Genomic DNA, 23,952 nt, shown 5'->3' on the forward strand with positions numbered 1-23,952 from the left:
AATGGCTGGATGTGATGCGCGCTGCACATAAAATCAACCTTCCAACTTCGGCTACCATGATGTTCGGTCACATTGAAACTATTGAAGAGCGATTTGAGCACCTGGTTTGGATACGTGAAGTGCAAGCTGAAAAACCCGAAGGGCATTATGGCTTTATTGCCTTTATCCCATGGCCTTTCCAGGATGACGGAACCTTGCTGCGTAAAGTGCGGGGTATCACTAATAACGTTTCGGGCGACGAATATATCCGCATGATCGCTCTGAGCCGTATCATGTTACCGAACATCAAAAACATACAGGCATCATGGCTCACTGTAGGTAAGCAAGTAGCACAAATATGCCTTCACTCTGGCGCCAACGACTTCGGCTCCATTATGATCGAAGAAAATGTAGTCTCCGCCGCAGGTGCACCGCATCGTTTTACTGCTAAAGGCATACAGGATTCGATCAGGGAAGCAGGCTTCGAGCCTCAGCTACGTACCCAGAAATATGAGTGGCGTGAGATCCCGTCTCAGATTGAGGAGCAAGTGATTAATTATTGATTGGTTGTATTGGTTGGAGTTGTTGTATTGGTTGAAGTGGTTTCATATCGCTGGTCTAATTTTTTTGAACCAATCCAACTAATACAACTAATATAACCAATTCAACTTTTAAGAAAAAAGAAAGGCCGGTTACTCTCGCAGTTTCCGGCCTCTACATCTACCTATGAAAAACAGCCCTTTGTGGGGGTCGCATAATATAAGCCAAATCTTGTGCCACATTTTAAGAAGTCTGCTTGTTACTATAAAATAAGTTAACCATTACTTTATTTATTTATTGAGTGTGGAATTAATTTCCACCACGTATTGCATTTTTTCCTCAATGTTTGCTTTTTCCGTTAATATTTTTCCCCACTTGTGAAATTCTCTTCGGGGTATTTTCTGCTGCATTAGCTATCGGCATTGAACATATCTTTTTGCATATTTGGTACTTTAAAAATTTGCAGGCTAATAAATGGAGAATCCTGAATTATATATCGAAGCACTCATCTTTTCTTCCGAACAAAGTATCCGTATCGAAGAGATCATGTACTGCCTTCAATCGGCCTTTGAGCGGGATTTTTCAAAGGATGAGGTAATGCTCAACCTGGATAACATCAAAAAGAAATACCAGGACGATAACTTTGCAATCGAGCTGATCCATATCTCCAACGGATACCAATTTCTCACCAAAAAACAGTATCACCCAGTCATCAGCCTGCTGCAATTACAACGCTCAAAAAAGAAACTTAGCCCTGCTGCTTTGGAAACTTTGGCTATCATTGCTTACAAGCAATCGGTAACCAAGCTGGAGATAGAGCAGATACGTGGTGTGAACAGCGAATACTCTATTCAAAAACTACTGGAAAAGGAGTTGATCACCATTGTTGGAAAGTCGGATACTGTGGGGCGGCCGATTTTGTACAGTACGAGCCAACAATTTATGGATTACTTCGGTATAAATGACCTGAGCGAATTACCTCAGATAAAAGAGTTTACTGATAACTCTGCTTCTATAGGCGAGCAAACAGAATAATTTTGAAAGTTATTTTCTTTGAAAATGATTTTAGTTATTTTTGAGATAGAGAATGCAGGCTATAAAGCTGATCGTAATTTGCATTTAAATTGATTTAAATTTAACTTGATTAATATTTTATAAATAGATCGTCGCAATGGGAACGCCAAAAAAACCAGTTAAAAAAACGACCGCTCCAAAAAGCCCGGCCGCTAAGAAACCGGATGGCAAGTCAACAGATTTGCCTGCGAAAAAGAAGATTATAGATGATGATGACGATGAGGACTTTGATATGCCTCTTGATGACTTGGGAAGGTATGAATCTTTTGAAGGTTACGACGAAGACGACGATTATTAATAGCTAAAGCTTATTTTTGAGCATATTTAAAATTTAGAGCATTCAGATTTACGCTGGATGCTTTTTTATATCCATACCGCATGAAAATTACCGAGGTTAAGACAAAAGCAGATAAAAAAGCATTTTTAGATGTAGCCCGGATAATTTATAAGAATGACAACAACTGGATTTGTCCACTGGATAATGATATTGAAGCGGTATTTGATCCCGAGAAAAACCCTTTTTTTAAACATGGGCAATGCACGCGGTGGATATTGATGGATGACAACGGCAACCTGATTGGCCGTGTTGCGGCATTTATCAATGAAAAGAAAGCTTATAACTACGAGCAACCGACTGGTGGTATGGGTTTTTTCGAGTCGATCAATAATGAGAAAGCAGCCTTCTTACTATTCGATACAGCAAAAGACTGGCTTAAGGCCCGGGGCATGAAAGCGATGGATGGCCCGATCAATTTTGGAGAGAATGATAACTTTTGGGGACTGCTTGCAGACGGTTTTGTACCGCCCTCCTATGGTATGAATTATAACCCGCCCTACTATGTTGGTTTCTTTGAAAAATATGGCTTTAAAACTCAATATGAACAGATCACCAATCATGTAGATGCGCATAAGCCTTTTCCCGAAAGATTTACAAAAATTGCTGAATGGGTTGCCCAAAAGCCAGGCTATGAATTCAAACATTTGAAAGCTTCCCAAATAGAAAAGTTTGCGGAAGATTTTATGGAGATCTATAACGATGGCTGGAAAGATTTCGAAAATTTTGTCCCAATAGTTAAAGATACCATACTGGAGAGCTTCAGGAAGATGAAACCTTTGATGGACGAAAACCTGATCTGGTTTGCATATGTGAACGGAGAGCCAGCCTCATTCGTCGTAATCTTACCAGATGCAAACCAGATGATCAAAGGGCTCAATGGCAAACTCAACCTGATAGGTAAACTCAAATTCCTTTACAACAAATGGAAAGGTGTAAAGAGAATGCGCGCCATTGTGATGGGCACCAAGCAAAAGTATCAGAAACATGGTTTGGAATCGGGCCTGTTTATTAAACTAAAGGAATATATACTGCCACTGAAGCAATATGACGAGCTAGAACTATCGTGGGTTGGTGATTTTAATGACAAAATGATCGCACTCCACCATAGTATGGGTGGGGTATTCGGGAAGAGGCATTTAACGATGCGGTATATCTTTAATTAGGGTCGGGCACGGGAAACTGCTGTTCAGGCAGTAGCTTTTGAATGCCTTAGCTCTTCAAATAATTCAATTACTTTCTTCTGTAAATCAATAACTTCCGAGTCACGGTCCATCAATTTTTTATTAACTACTTCTAATTCATTAATAAACTTCTGATCCTGTTCCTCGTCATTAAAGGTCAGTAATTGCACCACAGTCATGTCAAATAAGATCGCAATTTGCTCCAAACGGGACAAATTGATATCAGTTATGCCCGTTTCTATTTTAGAAAAAGCAGGAATTGAGATGTCAAGCTTTTTAGCTACATCTTCCTGACTCCAGCCTTTCTGATGACGGAGTAATCTAATCTTTTTTCCGAGTGCCTTCATGTTTTTTGTCTCTTTAGATAAGGTTTTTCTCAGTAGTTAATAAAGTTACAATAAAAAAATTAATATTAAGCTTATTATTTATAATATTTTTTTGATAGCTCCTGCAAATCAATCCCACCAAAATTTCCGGAGCTCATCATAAGCAGGTTTGCGTTGTTTAATTCAATGTTTTCGAGATATTTCTGCAATTCTGTAGGGTCATTATAAAACATCAAATCAGCTTTCTTGAACGCATCTCTCACTGTTTCAGCAGGATATGGCTCCATTTTTTTTTGCTCAAACGTCTTTTTATCAATAAATACAATTGCCACATCGGCCTCATCCATCGCGTGAGCATACTCTCCGAGGAAATCTTTATTCAAACTGCTAAAGGTATGAAGCTCTATACAGGCGACTAACCTCCTATCGGGGAACTGAGATCTTACAGCGTGAATGGTAGCTTTTAGCTTAGAAGGTGAGTGTGCAAAGTCCTTAAAAAAGCTCGAACTTTCATTCTTGCCCATCAACTCAAGCCTGCGCGCGGCACCTTTAAAAGTAGTGATCTGAGTATAAAAATCTTCCGAACTTATACCTAAACTTTCACATACCAGGCGAGCTGCTTCTATGTTCAGCAGGTTATGCTCTCCAAACACCTGTAACGGATATTCTTTCTTATTATTTATAATATTTGTAATACCATTTTTAATATTATAATCCGGCAAATGATAAGGCAACTTTTCTACTTTGGATTGATCTTTTTTAACCAGAGTATTTAAAACCTCGTCTGTCTCACTGTAGATCAGTTTACCGTTAGGCTGTATCGTTTCAATAAAGATCCCGAATTGATCCACATAATTATCAAACGTCGGGAATACATTGATATGATCCCAGGCAATACCGCTGATGACACCGATATTGGCTTTATATAAATGGAACTTAGGCCTTCTGTCAATAGCTGATGATAAATACTCATCTCCTTCTATTACAATCACGGGTGCTTCATCAGTAAGTTTAACCATAGTATCGAAGCCCTCTAACTGCGCACCAACCAGGTAGTCAAAATCTTTTCCTGTATTCTTCAACACATGCAAGATCATAGAAGTGATAGTAGTTTTACCATGACTTCCACCTATAACTACACGCAACTTGTCTTTTGAGTGCTCATAAATATATTCGGGGTAGGAATATATTTTCAATCCCAGTTCCTGTGCTTTTAACAGTTCCGGGTTATCGGCGCGGGCATGCATACCCAGTATAATAGCATCTATATCAGGCGTAATTTTTTCGGGATACCAGCCATTGGCTTCGGGTAACAATCCATGTTTGGAGAGCCGTGAAACGGATGGTTCAAACAGCACATCGTCTGAACCGGTTATCTTAAACCCTTTTTTGTGCAGCGCAATGGCCATATTATGCATGGCACTGCCGCCTATGGCGATGAAATGAATCCTCATTAAAAAATATAAACTGGTAAGAAAGTTTTGGCAAATAAACGTAAAATGCTCTTTTCTTTAAAATATATATTTTTTAGTCGGTGTGGATAACTAAAATCTTATTATTTTAATAATAATACGGGCACTGCACAATGTACTGTCAATTGTTGAGATACACTGGTATGTAACAACGACTGAAAAAAGCTGTATTTGTGCGGCAATGAGATGACCATTTGCGCATGATGTCCTTTAGCGAAACTCAATATACCGTTAAGAACGTCGCTTTCGTTACTGTAATAATACCGGGGATGGAACTCTTTTAGCATGCCATGTAATGCTGATTCTTCTGCTAATTGTTCAGGATCAGCATTTTTGTGTTTGGCTTCCTTATCAATATTTACAACTTCCAGTTCAACATCATGTCTTTGCAGAAGCCTTTTTAGCGGCTCCAGCGGAACAGTATCTTTCACTTTATTAAAATCGCAGGCCATTACTACCCGTTTGATCCGTTCATAATGGCAAAGCGGCGGAACTACAATAACCGGAACAGGGCTCAACTTGGAAATATTAACCACATTGCTTCCGATATGACTAGTGTGAATATCGTTACTCCCGTTACTACCAAGTATTACAATGTCCGCATGGTACTGGTTGACCGACTCTATTATAGCACGGACCAATGGCGAGCGACTGATACGAATATGAATAGTAACCCCATCGCGTACCTTTTTATGTATTCGTGCACGGAGGTTTTCCAATTTCTTAGTCCTTTCAATCACTTGTTCCTCTATTTCCTCATCGCTTGGGATCAGCATATCCGGCGTAGGCAATACGCTTTCATAGACCGACACATGATACGAGTGCAGCAGATAAACGTCGCTTACATCGGTCTGATTGGTTAACAATGCAGTAAACTCAGCTGCGTGATCCGAAGTTTCGGAGAAATCAATTGGAACTATATAGGTTTTCATAACAATAAAATTTAGTCATTTTACCTTCTGATCATTTGATCAAAAGCAAAATGATATGAAATTAATGATGGTTAGGCTTTATAATTGGCAGTTTAAACACATATTATTTATCTTCATAAATACACGTATTTTACTCATAAGAAATATACACAATTTCTTACAATTGTTGACCTAATGTCAAAACAAATATTTTTTAATAAAGTGTTGTGGTGTATCAGAAATAACAGCTACCTTTACTGTAATATTTATTATTACAGATGAACGGACGTTTTCCAATTGCATTGCATATCCTGACCTTGCTCAGCAAGACGGGAGACGAGCTAACGTCCTCTGATTACATCGCAGGAAGCATTAATATCAACCCTGCATTAGCGCGAAAGGAGATCAGCAACCTGCGCAATTTAGGTTTGATCAGCAGTAAAGAAGGTAAAAGCGGAGGCTATATCCTGGCTAAACCAGCAACGCAGATTACTTTGGCTGATGTATACCAGGCGGTAAAGAACCAGCCTGTATTGGGTGCAGCTAAAAACACTCCTAATCCAGATTGTCCTGTTGGTAAACAAATCAACAAAAAGCTCGATGAACTTTACGACGATCTGGACAAAACTTTATTGAAAAAGCTAAGTAGTATTACTATTGAAGATTTCGCTAACAAATTCGATTGAATTTTTTTTAACATAAACTGTAATAAAATTAATTACAATTAAACAAATAAATAACATGAACATAGCAATTATCGGAGCCACCGGATTTGTAGGCTCAGCCGTATTGAACGAAGCATTGAACCGCGGATATGAAATAACCGCCATTGCCCGCGACACCAGCAAAATAGCAACCAAAAATGAAAAGCTCACATTAATAAACGCTGACGTTTATGACACAAAAGCCTTAGCAAACATACTTAAAGATCATGACGCCGTTGTTAATACTTTCAACGCAGGCTGGGCCAATCCTAACCTGTATGATGATTTTATCAAAGGCTCGGAATCTATTCAGGAAGCTGTAAAACTTTCTGGAGTAAAAAGGCTATTGGTAGTCGGCGGCGCAGGTAGTTTGGAGATCGCTCCGGGTGTACAGTTAGTAGATAGTCCACAGTTCCCAGCTGAATGGAAAACCGGTGCATCTGCAGCCCGTGATTACCTGAATATTATAAAAAAAGAAAACGATCTGGATTGGACATTCCTTAGCCCAGCTATACAGTTGCATCCGGGTACACGTACCGGTGCATTCCGTTTAGGAACCGATCAGCCTGTATTTGACGCCGATCATAAATCAGAAATTTCGGTTGAGGATATGGCCATCGCCATTATTGATGAGCTGGAACAAAACCAGTTTATTAAAAGACGTTTTACCCTCGGATATTAATATTTTGTAGAGACGCAACACTTTGCGTCTTTGAAGAGATCACAATAGAGACGCAAAGTATTGCGTCTCTACCTTTTTTTATTACTTCTTGAATTTTGCAGCCACCCAGTCTTTAGTTTTTTTATAATTGACATAGGTCAGTCCATATTTAGCAGCCTCTTCTTTTATAATATCCAGATCGGGTGATTCATAAAAGCCACTGAAGTATACCTCTCCTCCACTCTTTAGAACCTTGCTATAACGCTGCATTTGATCGAGCAAAATGTTACGGTTAATGTTAGCCAAAATGATATCGAACTGTACATCAGGTATTACTTCCTTTGAACCGCAGATAGCCTTAATATTACCGATATGATTTAAGGCAGAATTTTCTATGGTACTATCATAACAAACCGGGTCATAGTCAATCGCGATAACATCTTTTGCACCAAGCTTGCTTGCCAGTATGGCTAAAATGCCTGTTCCGCAACCCATATCCAGCACATCTTTGCTTGTGAAATCGGTATCCAGCATCAAATCCATCATCATCGAGGTCGTCTCGTGATGGCCTGTACCAAATGCCATTTTAGGATCGATCACAATCTCAAAAGGGAACTCGGGTTTAGGTTGATGGAAAGTTGCCCGCACATATACCTTATCTCTGATCTGTATCGGCTCAAAATTACTTTCCCATACCTCATTCCAGTTCTTTTGCTGGATGACGTTCACTTCATAACTAAAACTAAACATTTCGTGATAAGGCTCAAGATTTTCTTCTAACGCCTCTTTATCAAAATCACCCTCAGGAATATATGCTTTAAAACCACCTTCTACCTCCTCAAACGTATCAAACCCGATATTGGCAAGCGCATCGATAAGCAAGTCCTGCTGATAATCCTCTGTTGGATAGGTGGTAAAAAGTAATTCGTAATAATCCATTTTTATTTAGATGTGAGATATGAGATTTGAGACGTGAGATTTTATTCTGTTGGTTGTTTAGTTTGTTCGGTTACTTGTTCGGGCTTCTTGGTTAGGAAGTATAATACAACCAGGTTCACGGTCCAGTATACTAGTTGCACGCCGGTCATAAACGCGCAAACTTTTACAACGTGCCACGGGCGCGATTGCCTGTCCCAGATGCAATAACTAATGAAAGCTGCAAAAAGCACGCAAATCAGGCAAAGTATCAATACTGAAATGAACTTACCTGTGTTCGATTTGAGAAATACTCTGTTCCAAACCGGCACTACGATCAGGTACTGGGTAAGGATCGCCACCACAAACAGCAGGGGCATAAAGTACTTGAAGTAAGCCATAAAGCTTTCCACGGTCCCTTCCCCAAGTTTATCGATCCGCAGCGCAAAGTAAACCGAGCTGTATCTTACAGCCAGGAAATACGCCACAAAACCGACAAAAGGCGGTAGAAGTACTTTTAGCAGACCCCTCATTTTTGAGATATGAGATATGAGATTTGAGATTTGAGATTTTAACCTTGATCCTGGTCTCATATCTCAAATCTCACTTCTCAAATCTTTAATTAAACGTCTTAACAATATCGATAAAATCGCGGGATTTTAGTGATGCTCCGCCAATCAAACCGCCATCGATATCTGGCTGACCGAATAGGTCGCATGCATTTTTGGCATTGCAGCTGCCGCCATATAAAATAGTCGTACTGTCAGCAACTTCCTGTCCGTATTTTTTAGCGATCTCTCCGCGGATGAACACGTGTATCTCTTGGGCTTGTGCTGATGTTGCGGTTACGCCTGTGCCTATCGCCCAAACTGGCTCATAAGCTAACACTATCTGGCCAAATTGCTCAGCGCTTAAGTGGAATACACCTTCTTCCAACTGGGTTTTGATCACGTCGAAATGTACGTTAGTTTCACGCTCTTGCAAAGTTTCACCGATGCAAAAGATCGGTTTTAAGCCATTAGCTAAAGCAGTATCTGTTTTCTTTGCCAGTAACTCGTTGGTCTCGCCAAAATACTGACGCCGCTCTGAGTGGCCCAGGATAACATATTCAGCACCGGTTGAGTGGATCATCTTTGCAGATGTTTCGCCCGTATATGCGCCAGATTCAGCCTGATGAGCGTTTTGTGCACCTATCGAAACCTTGGTATTCCCTTTTGACAATTGCACCAGGCTATGCAGGTGAATAAATGGGCTGCATACCACAATGTGCTGTTTACCGGTTACCTCGTCATGTGCCATGTTAACGACCTCTGAAAACAAGGACAAGCCTTGCTCATAGTCCATGTTCATTTTCCAGTTTCCGGCTACAATTTTTTTTCTCATGATTACTGTATATTGATTGTTTAGTGTGTTTCTATTAATTAAAGTCCGATGTGCCTGTATTCGTTCGTCAGTTCAAAAACCGTTTTTAAAATATCCCGCTCCACATCGTCAAATGTACGATGATCGCGGCGGGCAAATACCCGCTCGTTAGTTTCAAATGCTTTTTTCAAGCTATAGGTTTCAAGCCCATGTGAACCTCCCCATGAAAAATCAGGAACAAAATTTCTAGGAAAGCCTGCTCCAAACACATTACAACTCACCCCTACTACTGTACCTGTATTAAACATAGTATTGATAGCGCATTTAGAGTGATCGCCCATAATGAGTCCGCAGAATTGCAAGCCTGTAGCACGGAAACGTTGCGAAGGATAATCCCAAAGCTTTACTTCAGCATAATTATTCTTCATGTTCGAGTTATTACTGTCGGCACCTATGTTGCACCACTCTCCCATTACCGAGTTTCCCAGGTAGCCTTCATGTCCTTTAGATGAATAACCCCAGATCACTGAATTGTTTATTTCGCCCCCCACACGGCAATATGGGCCAACAGTTGTTCCGCCGTACACCTTGGTTCCCATCTTTACCTGCGAGTTATTACACAAGGCAAATGAACCCCGGATATGTGTTCCTTCCCAAACTTCGGTTGTATTAGCTAAGTAGATAGGCCCGTTTGTAGTATTAAATGATGAGCATTCAGCAACGGCACCTTCTTCAGCAAAAAAATCATTACCGATAATGGTATTGGTGGAACTGATATTTGCACTGCTACGGCCTTTAGTAAGCAACTGAAAGTCCTTTTTCAGTTCGGTATCATTATTTTTGAAAATATGCTCGGGGTATTTAATTATAACCGGCGTGCCTGTGTATTCTATTGAGCGATCAAATTGAGCCTCCTGATCAAATACTTTCGCATCGGCTTCTGAAAGCTTTACTGCGATTAGTTCACCGTTATATTTTAGTGCTTCTCCTGTTGAAAGTTTATCGATCACCTCTAATAACAGTTCATCCGGGCAAACAGCGCCGTTAATGAATATGTTTCCAGCTTTAATATTGATAGGGAACTTAACACTTAAATAAGCCTGCGTATAAAAAGAATAACCTTGCTTCAGGTGTTTCGCCCATTTTTGAGCGATCGTCAGGATACCTAAACGCAGATCGGCCACGGGGCGGGTATATGTTAAAGGCAGCAATGTTTGGTGGGCATTACCGTCAAATAAAATAATTGCCATGGCGCAAAAATAAAAAAAGTCCCCCGATGTACCGGGAGACCTGTAAATAATTTATCACGAAGCTAAAATTACTTTTTAGCGTAACGGGTACGGAATTTGTCGATACGTCCTGCTGTATCTACCAGTTTCATCTTACCGGTATAGAACGGGTGAGATGTATGAGAAATTTCTAATTTCACCAGTGGATATTCGTTGCCATCTTCCCATTTTACTGTCTCGCGGGTATCGATGCATGATTTTGTCAAGAAAGAGTAGTCGTTAGACATATCTTTAAAAACAACTAATCTATAGTTTTTTGGATGCAGATCTTTTTTCATCGTATTTTATTCTCCTAAAAAGAGGGGCAAATATATCATTAATAATCAAAACAAAAAAGGGAAAAATAAAAAAGCTTTTTTACCCCTACCTCCCTTTATTCATACACAGTGTACCTGCAAATTAAAAAGTAGAAATGCAATGGCCCATAGGGCCTACCGCTTTGTAGTAAAGAATAATGAGTGTTATTTGTGCCGCATAGCGGCTGCCCTCCATCCGACAGGTAAGGGCTTTGATTATTCCACACCTGCAATGTGGCAAAGGGTAACCCCTGGCGGGGCAAAAAACTAATTTTCTTGCATTGGCTACAAAGCGGTAGACCCTATGGGTCAAAGAAATAATCCCGCCAAAAATATATGGGGGCATGGCATTTGATTCTAGGAAAGGAGCTATCCACGTTGTCCTGAAAACCACCCCAAAAAAATATTTTTAATTTTTTTCAAAAAAAGTATAACCTTCTCTAAAACGGCTACGTATAACTACGTGGTTAATAAATAAGAGATTAAATATTTTTAATTGGTTTGAAGAATGGTTAAAATCCCCGGTAGTGAATGGCCGGGGATTTTTATTTTATATCCTTATAACCTGCTCCGTTCCTCCCCTGCCCCGCTGTCCCTTTTCTCCTGATTTTTGTTTTTGGTTGAACCAAACGGACGATAATAAGAAATTTTAAAAACGGTCGCCGACCTGGATTCACCAGAATAACTCACATGTACTTTGCTATTAAAGGCATCGGTGCCCAGAAGACCCATATCGCTTTTATAAATAGCACCTCTAAAAACATCGTCAACTGATAGCTTTAAGCTCCCTTTACCGAGTTCCTTTTTCACACCCAGGTTGACAATTGTATTACTATAGGAATGCCAATTTGAATTATAAGAAGGCGAATTATAATAGCCTGATAACTCAGCCGAAAACCCATGCGACAGTTTAAAATTCTCACTGAAATTAAATGAACCGGCCAGAAAGGTCTTCTCAAAAGGCTGAGGAGTATATGATATCTTATATTCCCTTAGTCCACCAGTAAATGTATAATTCATGTCCCACCAACTGCTTATTTTGATTGGTATGGTAGCCTGCAAAGTAATTGAATTCTGCCAATCACCATTTTCAGGGCGCAGATAAACTACTCCTTTCACCGGGCCCGGCATGCCCTGAATTCCTATAATAGGGTCATCATCGCGACTGAACAGTAGGGAAAACAGGTAGCCATGGGTATTATATCCGAATTTAAGGTTACGCGTAATAGTTGGTTTTAGTAGCGGATTGCCTGTAAAAACAGATGTCGGGCTGTTATAGCTGACATAGGAGGTCAAATCGTTGTATGAGGGCCGGGTAACACGCTCAGTATAGGACGCTTGCCAGGATGAATTATCACTCAGCTTTCTTGAAAAGAACACCGAAGGAAAAAGCCTTCCCAGCTTACGATCTACCCTGTAATTGGTATCAGCTGATTTGTCCGTATAATTATGTGAGTACTCATAACGGGCTCCTGCAACAAGGCTGGTTGCCGAATCGATCTGCATGTTGAGCGTGAGGTAGCCCGCGTCAATTGTTTCATAGGTAACAAAATTATTAGCAGATCCTACTATGTTGGGTACCCAAACGCCATTCACCAAATCCTCAATACCAGAACTGGCGGCAGTACGGGTATAAGTCGCTTTGGCACCTGCTTCGAGCTTTATTTTCTTGTTCAGTTGATTGGAATAATCCAGCTTTCCGATCAATACCTGTATCCGTGTGTTGCCAAAATCGCGTTGTATTGGTGAAAAAAGGTTGCCGGAGTTGCCAGCCGGATTACCCAGGCTATCGGTAAGAGAGCTTTGAGAATTAGACAATGATCGTGTATTGTAATACAGGTAATCCAAATCAGTACGAATAGCCTGCCCCCCTGCCAGGTGTTTGTCGAGGTACAAATTGGCAATGGCGTTATCGAGGTGACTGGAGTTATTGAAAAGCGAATTGAAAGTAAGCGACGGCGAATCCGGAAAAATGTAATCGCCATAATTGTGAGGAAGATTGGTATTGCCACCACCCCAATAATTAACACTAGCCCCGATGGTGGTTGCTGTGTCAAGCATAATGTCTGCGCCCAACGTTCCATCGCCAAAATTAGAAACCGGCTTACTGATACCCGTGTAGCTAAAATCTTCGTGCCCGCCTACTATGGCTGCATCGTCTGAGCCTGCTGCATACAGGTAGCCATAGTCGTGACTGTGCCAATAGGAAAAGGAACCATATAGGTTTACCTTACCCGTATTATGATTGATATTAAGTCCTCCCGAGGCTTTTTCATACATACCGTAACCGCCGCTCAATGTTACGGAGCCATTCGTCCCACGTTTTTTACTCTTTTTGGTGACGATGTTGATGATACCGGCATTGCCTTCGGCGTCATACTTTGCAGGAGGCGTATTCATCAATTCTATTTTATCGATATTATCGGCACTCATACTGTTTAATAAGGTTATCAATTGATCCATAGACATGCGCATAAGCCGCCCGTCCAGCATCACCATTACGCCCGTTTTCCCATTGAGCGAGATGGTATTGTTATGCTGATCGACGATAACGCCAGGCGACCGCTGCAATACGTCCAATACCGAGCTGCCCTGCGTCATGATACTGTTTTGCACATTCACCGTTACGCCTTCTGCGGTTTGTTGTACCTGGGGTTTGGCTGCACTGATCACGACTTCATTAAGCCGTCTGCCGGTTTGTTTTATTATTAACCGGCCCAGATCTGCTTGTGCTTCCTGGCCTATATCAAAAACCGGTGATCTATAGGTCTGATAACCTACAGCAGTTATGCGCATGAAGTATTTTCCCGGCTGCGCACCATCAATGCGAAAAGTGCCGGTGTCATTTACTGTGGCTGAGTTTACGATGGTGCTGTCGGCTGACCGCATAAGCGCGGCAGTGGCAAACGGTACCGGCTTACCCGATGTATCGGTTAATTTCCCTGTTACCTGTCCAAATGCAGTTTGGAAAGCGATCAAGAGCAACAAACAAAGCAATAATTGTTTCATGTGATCCATTGGTTTTACCCAAAGGAACATGCGCTGATATTTCGCTCAAAAATGGATTGACAACGTGCTATATTTAATTGATTACATGCAGAAACTGGTCAAAAACGTACTTAAATCATTATTAAAATACCTCATTTGCAGATTATACTTTCATAAATGCAGTTGGTCAATTATTTAGCTCCGTTCAGATAGTGCATTTTATAAATACCGTTAAATACACTTACCTTTAGCAATGCCCGAATTGAAGCCAAAACAGCATTGGTTTATCCGATACAAATTATACCACATCCCTTTTTGGATGTTATATAACTACGTGTTTTGGGCATTGTATACCGGAAGTGCTTATGAAGCTGCACACGAAATGTATTTTTCTGTCCTCTGGGCTAAATCGTTTTTCTATACCATTTTTCCGGCCTTTGCAGTATACTTCAATTTGTATTTTCTCATTCCGCGTTACCTGCAAAAAGGGCAATATGGGTTGTACATCTTTTTCCTGGTATTGGTCATTATTGCCTCTTCATTCCTAATTGTGCCGGGGTATTTCGTTAGCGCCTGGCTGGCCGGTACTAATGCAAAAAAAATGTGGGGCATGACCTGGGATTTGAACAGCTTCTATAATGCAGCTAAGACAGAACCTGTGAAATCGACAGTAGCAGCAATTACGCTGGGCATGAGCATTAAGCTCACTAAAAATTGGATAGAAACGCAAAGACGGCAGCAGGCCCTGGAGAAGGAAAAGCTGGAAACCGAGCTAAAGTTTTTGAAATACCAGTTCAACCCGCATTTTCTGTTCAATAGTATTAACTCTATTTTTTTCCTTATCCATAAAAACCCGGATATGGCCTCGGCATCCCTGGCTAAATTTTCAGAGTTATTACGGCACCAGCTTTATGAATGTAACGATGAGCAAATTCCATTAAGCAAAGAGGTGACTTACCTGGAGAATTTCATCGAACTGGAAAAACTGCGTCAAAACCCTAATCTGCAAGTCAATGTCAATATAGATGAAGGCTATTCATCCGGCATAGGCATCGCCCCTTTTATTTTGATGACTTTTGTGGAGAATGCTTTTAAGCATGTCTCCAAACATAAAACCGAATCTAACTGGATCAATATTGATCTCGCTTTATCGGGAACGCAACTTGGTTTTACTGTCAGCAATAGCGCAGCCAAAAACGAATCGCGTGATGTAGTCAACTATGGTGGTATCGGTTTAAAAAATGTGCAGCGCAGGCTCGATTTGGTTTACCCAGATCAATACAAATTAGATATCCAGGATAATGCAGATAGTTTTTCAATCAAGCTTGAACTACAATTATCTGCTATAACTATCAACCCATCCGTACAACTTATAAGTTAATAAATGATCAACTGTGTAATCATCGATGACGAACCATTAGCGAGAGAAGGTCTGGCTAATTATGTGCGGGAAGTTGATTTTCTGAACCTGTGCGGCGTTGGAGAGAACCCGCTGGAATTATTGCATTTGATCGATCAGCAGAAAGTCGACCTGATATTTTTGGATATCCAGATGCCGAAGATGAACGGTATCGAGTTTCTGAAAATTATGCAAAAGCCTCCTATGGTGGTGATAACTACAGCGTATCCTTCTTACGCGTTAGAGGGATTTCAACTGAACGTATTGGACTACCTGCTTAAACCTATCACGTTCGAGCGATTTTTCAAAGCCGCTGCCAAAGCACGGGATTACCATAAGCTATTAAACAGGGAACAGGAGCAGTCGAAAGATGATGACGATTATTTCTTTATCAAATGCGGCAATAAATATGAAAAGATACCTTTTGAAGACATTCTGTATGTAGAGGGCATGCAGAATTACGTGAATATCTACACAGATAAAGGCAAATTTGTCACCATGTTATCACTCAAAAGTTTGGAGGAAAACCTGAATGAGCGGTCATTCATCCGGGTGCATAAATCTTACATCGTAGCCATCAATAAAATAAATGGCATCGAGGGCAATGAGATTTTTATCCAGAGCAACCGTATCCCTATCAGCCGCAACTACCGCCAGGAAGTACTTGAAAAAGTAGTATCCAAGCGGCTTTGGGACGGCGTTTCTAAAAAAGTAAGTGATAAAAAATAGTTTATTTCTCTTCCAAGGCTTTTATTCTATTCGCGGAGTAATCATCTTGCTTAGGGTTTTCGGCTATACTTTTTTTATAGAGCGCAATGGCCAGGTCTTTTTTACCAACCTTCTCCAAAGCACTGGCATAACCCAAATTGACATACCAGTTATCCGGGTATAAAATGCTTCCAGTTCTGAGCGCCTCAACAGCCAGTGGGATATATTCTTTTTTTCCAGATAATTGCCAGCCTAAATGTACCCACATCCAGTCATCGGGCATCTGATAGGCCGGGTCATTGCGTAGCGACTGCAATTTGACAAGCGCTGCGTCAGCGCCTTCCTTCACCAATGTCTCTGCGTATATCCTGATAAGTGGTATCCCGGCACTGTGCATAGACTCTCCGTTTAATAAATGATAAGCATAGACAGCCGGAGTAGTGCTGCTTTCGGGTGTATTTTGCAGCATGATTACGGTTTGATCGGTTTTTAGGTTATGCAAATGAGCCGTTGATATGCCGGGTCGCCCGCCTGTATGCCAGACTGTCTTTCCTTTGGTGGTATCTGTTAAAATAAACCAACCCAGGCCATAACCTGAAGCACCCAGATCAACAAAATCATCGAATACCTGCGCCGTCTTTCCATTGTTGAATTTAACCGGTGTTAACGCTTCATTGACGTCATTTGCATTGATCAGTTTTCCCGAAAAGAACGCATTGTCAAATCTTAACAGGTCTTCTGCAGTACTCGTTAGCCCACCCTGCCCTGAGAAGCCGCCAAGGTTATAGATCATCTTATGTTCGTCAGGCACTGAGTCCACCTGTACGAGTTTACTGGCATAAAAAGTTGGATATTCGTAGTTAACCGTCCTATCAGGATTGTTGGTTTTAAGTACCATGTTTTCTAGGTAAGTGTGATGAATTCCGGCCGGTATAAAAATATTTTTATCTAAATACGTTTGCAGCGTTTGCCCGCTCAATTTTTCAATGAGCACGGCCAGCAAGCAGTAGTTCATATTTGAATAACTCCACTCTTCACCGGGCTTAAAATTTAAACCTTTACTCCACACTTTCAGGGCCGGGATAATGTCTTTGTTGCCAAATATACGGCCCGGCTCTTTTTCAATCAGCTTGTCGAAAAGTTCATAATCCGGCAGGCCGGAGGTGTGGGTCAGCATTTGCCGTATAGTAATTTCAGGGAAAGGAAAATCCGGGAAATATTTTACAAAGTGATCATCCAATTTGAGCTTGCCTTTTTCTTTTAGCTGCAGCACGGCTGTCGAAGTAAACTGTTTGGAAATCGACGCCAACCCAAATGCAGATGCAGCAGTATTTGGTTTTTTGGCTTCAACATCCTGATATCCAAAAGAGCGCTGATAAATGATCTTACCTTTTTCAGCAACAAGCAAATTTCCGTTTAATGCGCTGTTACGGGATGGCACGTTAAATACACTATCTATTTTAGAGGTGATACTTTGTCCATAAAGGCTTGAAGTAGCCAGAGTAATGATTATAGCGAAGAAGCAAATAGTTTTTTTCATTTTGTTGAACTAATGATGTAAAACTAACCAAAGCCGGATGGTTAAAATAGTACAGGATTAATGTTGCAGAATTATTTATAAATTGCGTAATGCAAATACTGGAACAGGGGGAATACGTAGGCAATATCCTGAAAGAGCAGCAGGCGGATGGCATACTGGCCAGCGTAAGCGCTTATCACCAGCACCAGTTTAATGATAACTGGCATTGCCATGTTAACCCGCATATCAGTTTTGTTTTGCAGGGAGGATGTTCTGAGAAAAAGAAAAATCAATATGAGCGTTTACCCGGCAGGATAACTTTCTACCAGGCTGGCGAGCCGCATCAGATTCTCCGCATGTCCCATTCTGTTCACATCAACCTGGAAATGACCGAAGGTTTTCTTCTAGAATCAGGATTTGCAGGAACAACCTTTAGCCATACACTCGACAAAACACCGGATGCAAAGTTATTAATGCTCAAGGTTTACGGCGAGCTTTTAGCTGACGATACTTTTTCTCATACATCAGTCAAAATGCTGCTGCTGGAATTTTTAAACCGCGCACAATACTGGCGTGAAGAGAAACAGCAGCCGGACTGGATCAAAAAAGTATATGAAGCGATGAATGACCGCTGGGACGAGACGTTGAGCCTGGAGGATCTGGCAGCTATAGCAGGTGTACACCCGGTTACCGTTTCTGCCTATTTCCCGCAATATTTTAGCTGCACCCTAGGCGCTTATATGCGCAAACTAAAAATAGAACGTGCGCTGGAGCTATTAAAAACGTCAGGCATCAAACTGACTGACGTAGCTTATGCCTGCGGATTTTTCGATCAAAGCCATTTTACCAGGACGTTTAAGCAATTGACCGGATTTCTGCCCGCACAATATCAAAAACTGTAGTCGATCTTAATCTGCCCACACTTTATTTTCGACCCTTATCCTCACCGAAAGCATAATTGCATTCAGCACGCTGAAAATCAAAGCAGTATAATACAGGTGAAATACCAGGGGAATAATAGCGATCTCTAACACCACATCCACGTAGTTGGGATGCTTAAATAGCTTATAAGGGCCTTTGCGTACTGCAACCACACCAGGAATACGGTAGACTCTGGTATTCCAATACAATCCTAAGGAACTCAACACCCAATATTTGAAAGTCAGCAATAATATAAAAAGCAATAGAAAAATATAGCTTATCGACTGTCCGCCTGATAAATAATACTCTGCAATGAGTGATATGATAAACAAAGTGTGCAACGCAACTATATAAGGATAATGTTCACGGCCATATTCAATGGCACCTTGCGATAGCAGCCATCTTTCGTTGCGTTTGGAAATATAGAGTTCGGTGAAACGCTGAAGGATCAGGAATATGATGAAAATGATAAAATACATTTTATTAAAAGTCACTTATTTAATCACCACTCATTTGTGTAGGGTGTCACACTGAGGTGCTCGAAGTGCGGTGCGGTATGGCCTTACCCGCATATCCTTCGACCGGCTCAGGATGACAATGCTCTTAGAGATTTTAATTAATTCTCCATCTTTAAAAGAACCATCTCGCTCGAAAAACCCGGCCCCATAGCCAGCATCAGCCCGTAACCATCTTCAAAACCTTCGTTCATAAATTTATCGAGCACATATAAAACAGTTACACTCGACATATTGCCGTAATCATTCATCACTGAGCGGGTTTTCTGAAGGGAATCGCCATCCAACTGCAAAGCATCAGTATAAGCATCCAATACCTTTTTCCCTCCGGGATGGAAGATGAAATTTTTGATGTCGCCTAATTTCAGTCCCTGCGTTGCCAGGAAACTGACGATATCTTCCCTTATATTCTCGTTAATAAACGTGGGAATATCTTTTGAGAATAAAACTTTAAAGCCGGTATCCTTAAAATCCCATCCCATAACTTCCAGCGAATCATAATACAGCTTACTGCTCGACGCTTGGTATTTTACTTTCTTATCGCCTGGCCGCTTATCTCCCATCACAATACAAGCGGCAATGCCATCTGAAAAAAGGCTTGATCCAATAAAATTGCTTTTGCTGTAATCGTTTCGCAGTAAGGTTAAGGAGCATAGTTCAACAGCCACAAGCAATACTACCGCATCCGGGTTTGCTTTGGCTAATGCATTGGCCTTAGCCATTCCGGAAACCCCACCACCGCAACCTAGTCCAAATATCGGGATACGATTGATGTGCGGATTCAATCGCATTTGATTAATGATCAATGCATCGATGCTTGGCGTAGCTAAACCTGTAGTCGATACAAATAAAATATCCGTAATTTCATTTTTATCAATATTCGCATCCTTGATACAATCCTCAATCGCCTTTACTGACCACATGAGCGCTTGTTGCAAATATTCTTCATTCCGTTCTTCAAAAGTATTTGGGATGATGTAATAGCTTATCGGCTCGCAAAAGTTACGGGTGACTATTTCGGTATTGTCAAAGGCCTGTATCAGCCGGTCGACCTGCGGAAAGTTTTCGGCAAACATGGCCCGTGCCCGTTCCTTGGCTTCCTGCTGTGGTATGCGATGAGGCAGGTCTATTTTTGATACTGACGCTATAAACGGCATATTTAGTCTGTTGTTAGTGGTTATATATTAATAAATGAAAGGGGATATAGTTTTGTGGAACCATTTATTTCCAGTACGGCTGAAAACTAATATCGGTTGCCACCAACAAAGAAGGGCCCGCATTTGCAGAGCCCTTCCGAGATTGAGATTTAGTTGATTCAGATAGATTATCTTTATTTACACCCTGATGTAAATTTTCTTTTTGTCAAGTATATAGCCCACCACCCAGCAAACCAGCATAAAGCTGATAGCAAACAACAGCGAACCTATTTTGCCCGGTGCAATAGCCTGGAAAGCCGAGGTCCACATAGCAGGCAGTACTTTGCCTCCTACTGATATCCATGCCAGCATAATGAGCAATATTTCAGAAAGCACATAAATTGGCAGCGGGTTCTTCCCTACCACCGTAAAGAAATTGGCCCAGTTGCCTTTATTCCATGCACGTATTTCTAAGATATAAAGAAGGAAGGAAATTATCACCAAATCAAGGCCGGTAGTTACAAACACAAAAGAACTTGTCCACAATTTTTTATTCATCGGGAATGCCGGATCCCAGCAAATAGCAATGAATATGAATAGGCAACCTGTAAGTAATAATTTTGATACCGTTTCATATCCCTTGCCTTTTTCCTGAATAAACTTACCTGCATAATAGCCGATGATCACATTTACAATAGAAGGAATTGTACTTAAAAAGCCCTCGGGTTCAAAGGCGACGCCCTCGCCATGATACATATGCGCTTCGTCCAAAATCCATTTATCAAGGAAATAGCCAGCGTTGCCGGTCATAGTGAGTTGCGCACCCGGTTCGCCACAAGCAAGCAATACTATCCAATATCCTAATAAGAAGACTGCTGACAGTATATAAACCCAACGGGTAGGCAGGTAATGGATCATTAGCGATGCAATACCATAACACAGTGCAATACGCTGTAATACACCTACAATACGCGTGTGTGAAAACGGTGCCAATGACCATTGCCCATGATCGATCTTGAAGAATGGGAACCAGTACATCAGGTAGCCAATAATGAAGATCAGGAAAGTTCTCTTAAAAATCTTTAACAAAACTGCCGAATTATCCATCTGTTGAAACTTCTTCATGGTAAAACTCATGGCATTACCTACGGCAAAAAGGAAAGAAGGAAACACAAGATCAGTTGGAGTAAACCCGTTCCATTTAGCGTGGTTGAGTGGCCAAAATGCTTCGCCCCCCGGGTTATTTACAATAATCATAAAACAAATAGTCATTCCGCGGAATACATCCAGGGACAAAAATCTAGGGGAAGTTTCAGGCATAAATTCAGGTTAGTTTAAATTGGAAAGCCCAATGTAATCATAACAATCTAAATCCAAAAGGAATTGTTAAATAGATTGTGTAACTTTTTTAAATAAATTAAAAAGTAATTCACTCCATATTAATAGAGTAAATCAAAAAGAAGAGAAATTGCTGCCGGGTGTCATAAACTAGTGTTTAATCCAAATATCCGGCAAGTTCGGGCTCGTTATACTCATTTATAAATTCTATTATCCGGTCTACATTTTCATCAGCCAGCATAGCATTTCCATCCCATTCACACTCAACCAACTCACCGTCAACCCGTATCTCGCCAATGGTTGTATCCCCTTCGCTCAAAATGTAGCGCCCGGTAGCAAACAAATCGCCGCCGGTAATTTCTTCGTAAACGGGCTCGATGGTAATCAAGCGCTCACCCGCACTCGTATACAGCCGATAATTTACAGGATTAACCATAACTTATATTTTAATATTTATAAGACGTCGCGTATTTCTTTTTGTTTCCCAAAATCCAATTTCTAACCGCCTATTAATGTTACCTAACAGGACGCAAATAAGATTTTAAGAATCAAGTAGTTAAACTAAACTTTTAATGAGGCCTAAGCACCGAAAAACAAACAACTAAAGATACTTTTATCCGCAGGTAGTGGCCGATACAGCGTAATTGCCATTTTTCTTCATAGTTAATATATACCTAAACATAAAAATTTAATTGAACAATCACAATACTCCGATGCAAAAAATTACCAAGAGATGTAATCTATTTTAAAACACTAAGCAATTAACATTCAATTACTTAAAATTGAGTTGGACATTAATAAAAACCCTTCAATAAATATGTTTTATCAAAAAGTGTGGATAAGTGTAAAAAAATCCACAATTTTTACTTTAGATAACCAATCATATGATCTAAATAACAGATAATTATGATTTTTTAATTAAACTATTTCAGTTACAGCCCGTTAGTTATTAACAATATAAAATGGTACATTTTTTGACAAGTGTTAGAAATACAATATATCACGCAGATGCTATCGTCCAACTTTTATTTAGTCCAAACCGAAAACGGTGATGTAATCCGGGATGCAAAATCCATGTTAGCTATCAGCGTTCACCATTTGAACAAAGTTCCTTTTCAACCAAATCCATCCGAACTACAATTCTATAGCCGCTATCCGGGCGATCTGCTGGCATTTGAGACTGTAAATATTAAAGATTATTTGAGACCAATGGTTGCCTCTGCGCTGCTGTGGTATGCGCAATATATAGGCTACCCGGAGATGAATATTAGTACTGAGGATCCCCGCCCTTCGCTTAAGGTAGGTTGATCAGAGCATTAGCAGATATTTCTCAAATTGGGGAATAAAATCATCAAACAACTCGCAACCGCTCGCCTTCTCATATTCAGATTTTGTGAATGTGTAAATAATATAACCGTTTTTTACACATTCCATTTGATACTCCCAATCGCCGATTTTCCAGGCAATGGCAAGGCTGCCTGCATTGGTTGGCTTAAAGATCAGGTCCCGCTCTAAATTGATGTCTTCTATGTAATTAAGCACCTTTTCGGCGTTATAGCGGGCTATTTCATTAGGCTTCGGGTTATAAGGATTGCTCATGCCCAATACAGATATTAGCTGTGGATGCATTACTTTCAAATTAATTAGGTTGCGGGAATTTATACGGATGTCTGAGAAATAGGTTCATTTTTCCCCAGTGATGGTATACCTATTGCATATAAGTTAAAAGCATAGCAGTGTAAAACTGATGTGTTTACTTATAACCTATAAAAAATATCACTATGTGTAAACTTGTATTAATTGATGACAATCCGATTGATCATTATATCATGCGGACCATGCTTTACAATAATGCAGCGTGCCAACAAGCCACTTACACTTTTGATGGCAGCATGATATTGGAGTATATCGAAGAAAACAGATCGGCAGCAGAGAAGCTGCCTGATGTGATCTTTCTCGATCTGACCATGCCCGACTTTAGCGGCTGGGAATTTCTGGACAGATTTGAACAGCTGAAAAACAGCTTTAACAAAAATATTGAAGTATATGTGATGACCTCATCTGTAAGGGAATCAGATAAAGAGCGGTCGAGCCACTATAAATGTGTGAATTCATTTATCAGCAAACCCCTGTCAAAACAAACGCTTAACTACATCTGCGAGCACAGCGTTTCATAACCACGAAATCAGTTTTGATTTTTCATTCATAGTTTTTTAATTGGACAAAATGCCGGGCAACGACCCAGTGATGGTCGGAAGAATAAATCTTCCGACTTTTTCATTTTATGGGTGTTAATATGTTGATATAAATATCTGATTATCAAATATTTAACTTGTTTTTCTCATGGATTTTAAGTATATTAAATGCTGTAAATCAATGAG

Annotated in this window: 26 protein-coding genes and 1 pseudogene; 12 read left to right on the forward strand and 15 right to left on the reverse strand. The window is 40.5% G+C overall.

The features are described from left to right. The 4 genes and pseudogenes from VIM89_RS17450 to VIM89_RS17465 form a co-directional block, all read left to right on the forward strand. Nucleotides 1–542: pseudogene (locus VIM89_RS17450) on the forward strand (dehypoxanthine futalosine cyclase); the annotation flags it as partial. 451 nt (nucleotides 543–993) lie between these two features. Continuing rightward, nucleotides 994–1,554 (forward strand): SMC-Scp complex subunit ScpB, encoded by a 561-nt coding sequence (gene scpB / locus VIM89_RS17455; RefSeq protein ID WP_488157465.1) that lies wholly within the window; start codon nucleotides 994–996, stop codon nucleotides 1,552–1,554. 136 nt (nucleotides 1,555–1,690) lie between these two features. Beyond that, a complete protein-coding gene (locus VIM89_RS17460; RefSeq protein ID WP_488157466.1) occupies nucleotides 1,691–1,891 on the forward strand; it encodes a hypothetical protein in 201 nt (66 codons plus the stop codon). 80 nt (nucleotides 1,892–1,971) lie between these two features. Beyond that, nucleotides 1,972–3,093 carry a GNAT family N-acetyltransferase gene (locus tag VIM89_RS17465; protein ID WP_488157467.1) on the forward strand — a complete coding sequence of 374 codons (1,122 nt, stop codon included), beginning with the start codon at nucleotides 1,972–1,974 and terminating at the stop codon, nucleotides 3,091–3,093. A 23-nt stretch (nucleotides 3,094–3,116) separates the two neighbouring features. On the opposite strand, the gene VIM89_RS17470 is transcribed toward VIM89_RS17465, so the two are convergent. The 3 genes from VIM89_RS17470 to VIM89_RS17480 form a co-directional block, all read right to left on the reverse strand. Then, on the reverse strand, nucleotides 3,117–3,458 hold the full coding sequence (locus VIM89_RS17470) for a helix-turn-helix domain-containing protein (RefSeq protein ID WP_488157468.1): 342 nt from the start codon (nucleotides 3,456–3,458) through the stop codon (nucleotides 3,117–3,119). A gap of 74 nt (nucleotides 3,459–3,532) precedes the next feature. Next, nucleotides 3,533–4,891 carry a UDP-N-acetylmuramate--L-alanine ligase gene (locus VIM89_RS17475; protein ID WP_488157469.1) on the reverse strand — a complete coding sequence of 453 codons (1,359 nt, stop codon included), beginning with the start codon at nucleotides 4,889–4,891 and terminating at the stop codon, nucleotides 3,533–3,535. A gap of 101 nt (nucleotides 4,892–4,992) precedes the next feature. Then, a complete protein-coding gene (locus VIM89_RS17480) occupies nucleotides 4,993–5,841 on the reverse strand; it encodes a universal stress protein (protein ID WP_488157470.1) in 849 nt (282 codons plus the stop codon). A gap of 257 nt (nucleotides 5,842–6,098) precedes the next feature. Here VIM89_RS17480 and VIM89_RS17485 point away from each other — a divergent pair, with 257 nt between their 5' ends. Both VIM89_RS17485 and VIM89_RS17490 read left to right on the forward strand, forming a co-directional pair. Next, complete coding sequence (locus VIM89_RS17485; RefSeq protein WP_488157471.1) at nucleotides 6,099–6,506, forward strand: Rrf2 family transcriptional regulator; 408 nt, start codon at nucleotides 6,099–6,101, stop codon at nucleotides 6,504–6,506. Nucleotides 6,507–6,561: 55 nt separating this feature from the next. Continuing rightward, nucleotides 6,562–7,206, forward strand: coding sequence for an NAD(P)-dependent oxidoreductase (locus VIM89_RS17490; RefSeq protein ID WP_488157472.1), 645 nt, complete (start codon nucleotides 6,562–6,564; stop codon nucleotides 7,204–7,206). Between the two features lie 81 nt (nucleotides 7,207–7,287). Here the strand turns inward: VIM89_RS17490 and prmA are convergent, their stop codons facing one another. The 5 genes from prmA to VIM89_RS17515 all read right to left on the reverse strand — a co-directional run bounded on the left by prmA (nucleotide 7,288) and on the right by VIM89_RS17515 (nucleotide 11,029). Further along, a complete protein-coding gene (gene prmA / locus VIM89_RS17495; RefSeq protein WP_488157473.1) occupies nucleotides 7,288–8,124 on the reverse strand; it encodes a 50S ribosomal protein L11 methyltransferase in 837 nt (278 codons plus the stop codon). 41 nt (nucleotides 8,125–8,165) lie between these two features. After that, nucleotides 8,166–8,633, reverse strand: a complete 468-nt coding sequence (locus tag VIM89_RS17500; RefSeq protein ID WP_488157474.1) for a hypothetical protein — start codon at nucleotides 8,631–8,633, stop codon at nucleotides 8,166–8,168. Between the two features lie 85 nt (nucleotides 8,634–8,718). Next, complete coding sequence (gene tpiA / locus VIM89_RS17505) at nucleotides 8,719–9,483, reverse strand: triose-phosphate isomerase (protein WP_488157475.1); 765 nt, start codon at nucleotides 9,481–9,483, stop codon at nucleotides 8,719–8,721. 38 nt (nucleotides 9,484–9,521) lie between these two features. Then, nucleotides 9,522–10,712 (reverse strand): putative sugar nucleotidyl transferase, encoded by a 1,191-nt coding sequence (locus VIM89_RS17510; RefSeq protein WP_488157476.1) that lies wholly within the window; start codon nucleotides 10,710–10,712, stop codon nucleotides 9,522–9,524. A gap of 68 nt (nucleotides 10,713–10,780) precedes the next feature. Further along, nucleotides 10,781–11,029: a type B 50S ribosomal protein L31 gene (locus VIM89_RS17515; protein WP_302900822.1), complete on the reverse strand. Its 249-nt coding sequence runs from the start codon at nucleotides 11,027–11,029 to the stop codon at nucleotides 10,781–10,783. Between the two features lie 139 nt (nucleotides 11,030–11,168). Here VIM89_RS17515 and VIM89_RS17520 point away from each other — a divergent pair, with 139 nt between their 5' ends. Next, nucleotides 11,169–11,318 (forward strand): hypothetical protein, encoded by a 150-nt coding sequence (locus VIM89_RS17520; RefSeq protein ID WP_488157477.1) that lies wholly within the window; start codon nucleotides 11,169–11,171, stop codon nucleotides 11,316–11,318. A 287-nt stretch (nucleotides 11,319–11,605) separates the two neighbouring features. Here VIM89_RS17520 and VIM89_RS17525 read toward each other — a convergent pair whose 3' ends face one another. After that, entirely contained in the window at nucleotides 11,606–14,056 is a 2,451-nt protein-coding gene (locus tag VIM89_RS17525; protein ID WP_488157478.1) for a TonB-dependent receptor domain-containing protein, read from the reverse strand. Nucleotides 14,057–14,288: 232 nt separating this feature from the next. Here VIM89_RS17525 and VIM89_RS17530 point away from each other — a divergent pair, with 232 nt between their 5' ends. Next, nucleotides 14,289–15,416 (forward strand): sensor histidine kinase, encoded by a 1,128-nt coding sequence (locus tag VIM89_RS17530; RefSeq protein WP_488157479.1) that lies wholly within the window; start codon nucleotides 14,289–14,291, stop codon nucleotides 15,414–15,416. Nucleotides 15,417–15,419: 3 nt separating this feature from the next. Further along, entirely contained in the window at nucleotides 15,420–16,163 is a 744-nt protein-coding gene (locus tag VIM89_RS17535; protein WP_488157480.1) for a LytR/AlgR family response regulator transcription factor, read from the forward strand. Nucleotide 16,164: 1 nt separating this feature from the next. Here the strand turns inward: VIM89_RS17535 and VIM89_RS17540 are convergent, their stop codons facing one another. Beyond that, nucleotides 16,165–17,682, reverse strand: coding sequence for a serine hydrolase (locus tag VIM89_RS17540; protein ID WP_488157481.1), 1,518 nt, complete (start codon nucleotides 17,680–17,682; stop codon nucleotides 16,165–16,167). 89 nt (nucleotides 17,683–17,771) lie between these two features. On the opposite strand from VIM89_RS17540, the gene VIM89_RS17545 reads away from it, so the two are divergent. After that, nucleotides 17,772–18,563 (forward strand): helix-turn-helix transcriptional regulator, encoded by a 792-nt coding sequence (locus VIM89_RS17545; RefSeq protein ID WP_488157482.1) that lies wholly within the window; start codon nucleotides 17,772–17,774, stop codon nucleotides 18,561–18,563. A 6-nt stretch (nucleotides 18,564–18,569) separates the two neighbouring features. Here VIM89_RS17545 and VIM89_RS17550 read toward each other — a convergent pair whose 3' ends face one another. The 4 genes from VIM89_RS17550 to VIM89_RS17565 form a co-directional block, all read right to left on the reverse strand. Then, nucleotides 18,570–19,061, reverse strand: coding sequence for an isoprenylcysteine carboxyl methyltransferase family protein (locus VIM89_RS17550; protein WP_488157483.1), 492 nt, complete (start codon nucleotides 19,059–19,061; stop codon nucleotides 18,570–18,572). A gap of 137 nt (nucleotides 19,062–19,198) precedes the next feature. Next, complete coding sequence (locus VIM89_RS17555; RefSeq protein WP_488157484.1) at nucleotides 19,199–20,254, reverse strand: type III polyketide synthase; 1,056 nt, start codon at nucleotides 20,252–20,254, stop codon at nucleotides 19,199–19,201. Nucleotides 20,255–20,431: 177 nt separating this feature from the next. Then, nucleotides 20,432–21,553: an acyltransferase family protein gene (locus tag VIM89_RS17560; protein WP_488157485.1), complete on the reverse strand. Its 1,122-nt coding sequence runs from the start codon at nucleotides 21,551–21,553 to the stop codon at nucleotides 20,432–20,434. Between the two features lie 175 nt (nucleotides 21,554–21,728). Next, nucleotides 21,729–22,007: a hypothetical protein gene (locus VIM89_RS17565; RefSeq protein WP_488157486.1), complete on the reverse strand. Its 279-nt coding sequence runs from the start codon at nucleotides 22,005–22,007 to the stop codon at nucleotides 21,729–21,731. A gap of 572 nt (nucleotides 22,008–22,579) precedes the next feature. On the opposite strand from VIM89_RS17565, the gene VIM89_RS17570 reads away from it, so the two are divergent. After that, the gene (locus VIM89_RS17570) at nucleotides 22,580–22,879 is read left to right on the forward strand and encodes a hypothetical protein (RefSeq protein WP_488157487.1); all 300 of its coding nucleotides are present in this window, start codon (nucleotides 22,580–22,582) and stop codon (nucleotides 22,877–22,879) included. On the opposite strand, the gene VIM89_RS17575 is transcribed toward VIM89_RS17570, so the two are convergent. Then, nucleotides 22,880–23,200, reverse strand: a complete 321-nt coding sequence (locus tag VIM89_RS17575) for a hypothetical protein (protein WP_488157488.1) — start codon at nucleotides 23,198–23,200, stop codon at nucleotides 22,880–22,882. 152 nt (nucleotides 23,201–23,352) lie between these two features. Here VIM89_RS17575 and VIM89_RS17580 point away from each other — a divergent pair, with 152 nt between their 5' ends. After that, complete coding sequence (locus VIM89_RS17580) at nucleotides 23,353–23,748, forward strand: response regulator (RefSeq protein ID WP_488157489.1); 396 nt, start codon at nucleotides 23,353–23,355, stop codon at nucleotides 23,746–23,748. Nucleotides 23,749–23,952: the final 204 nt, after the last annotated feature.

Source organism: Mucilaginibacter sp. (genome assembly GCF_036568825.1).
Lineage (GTDB): Bacteria > Bacteroidota > Bacteroidia > Sphingobacteriales > Sphingobacteriaceae > Mucilaginibacter.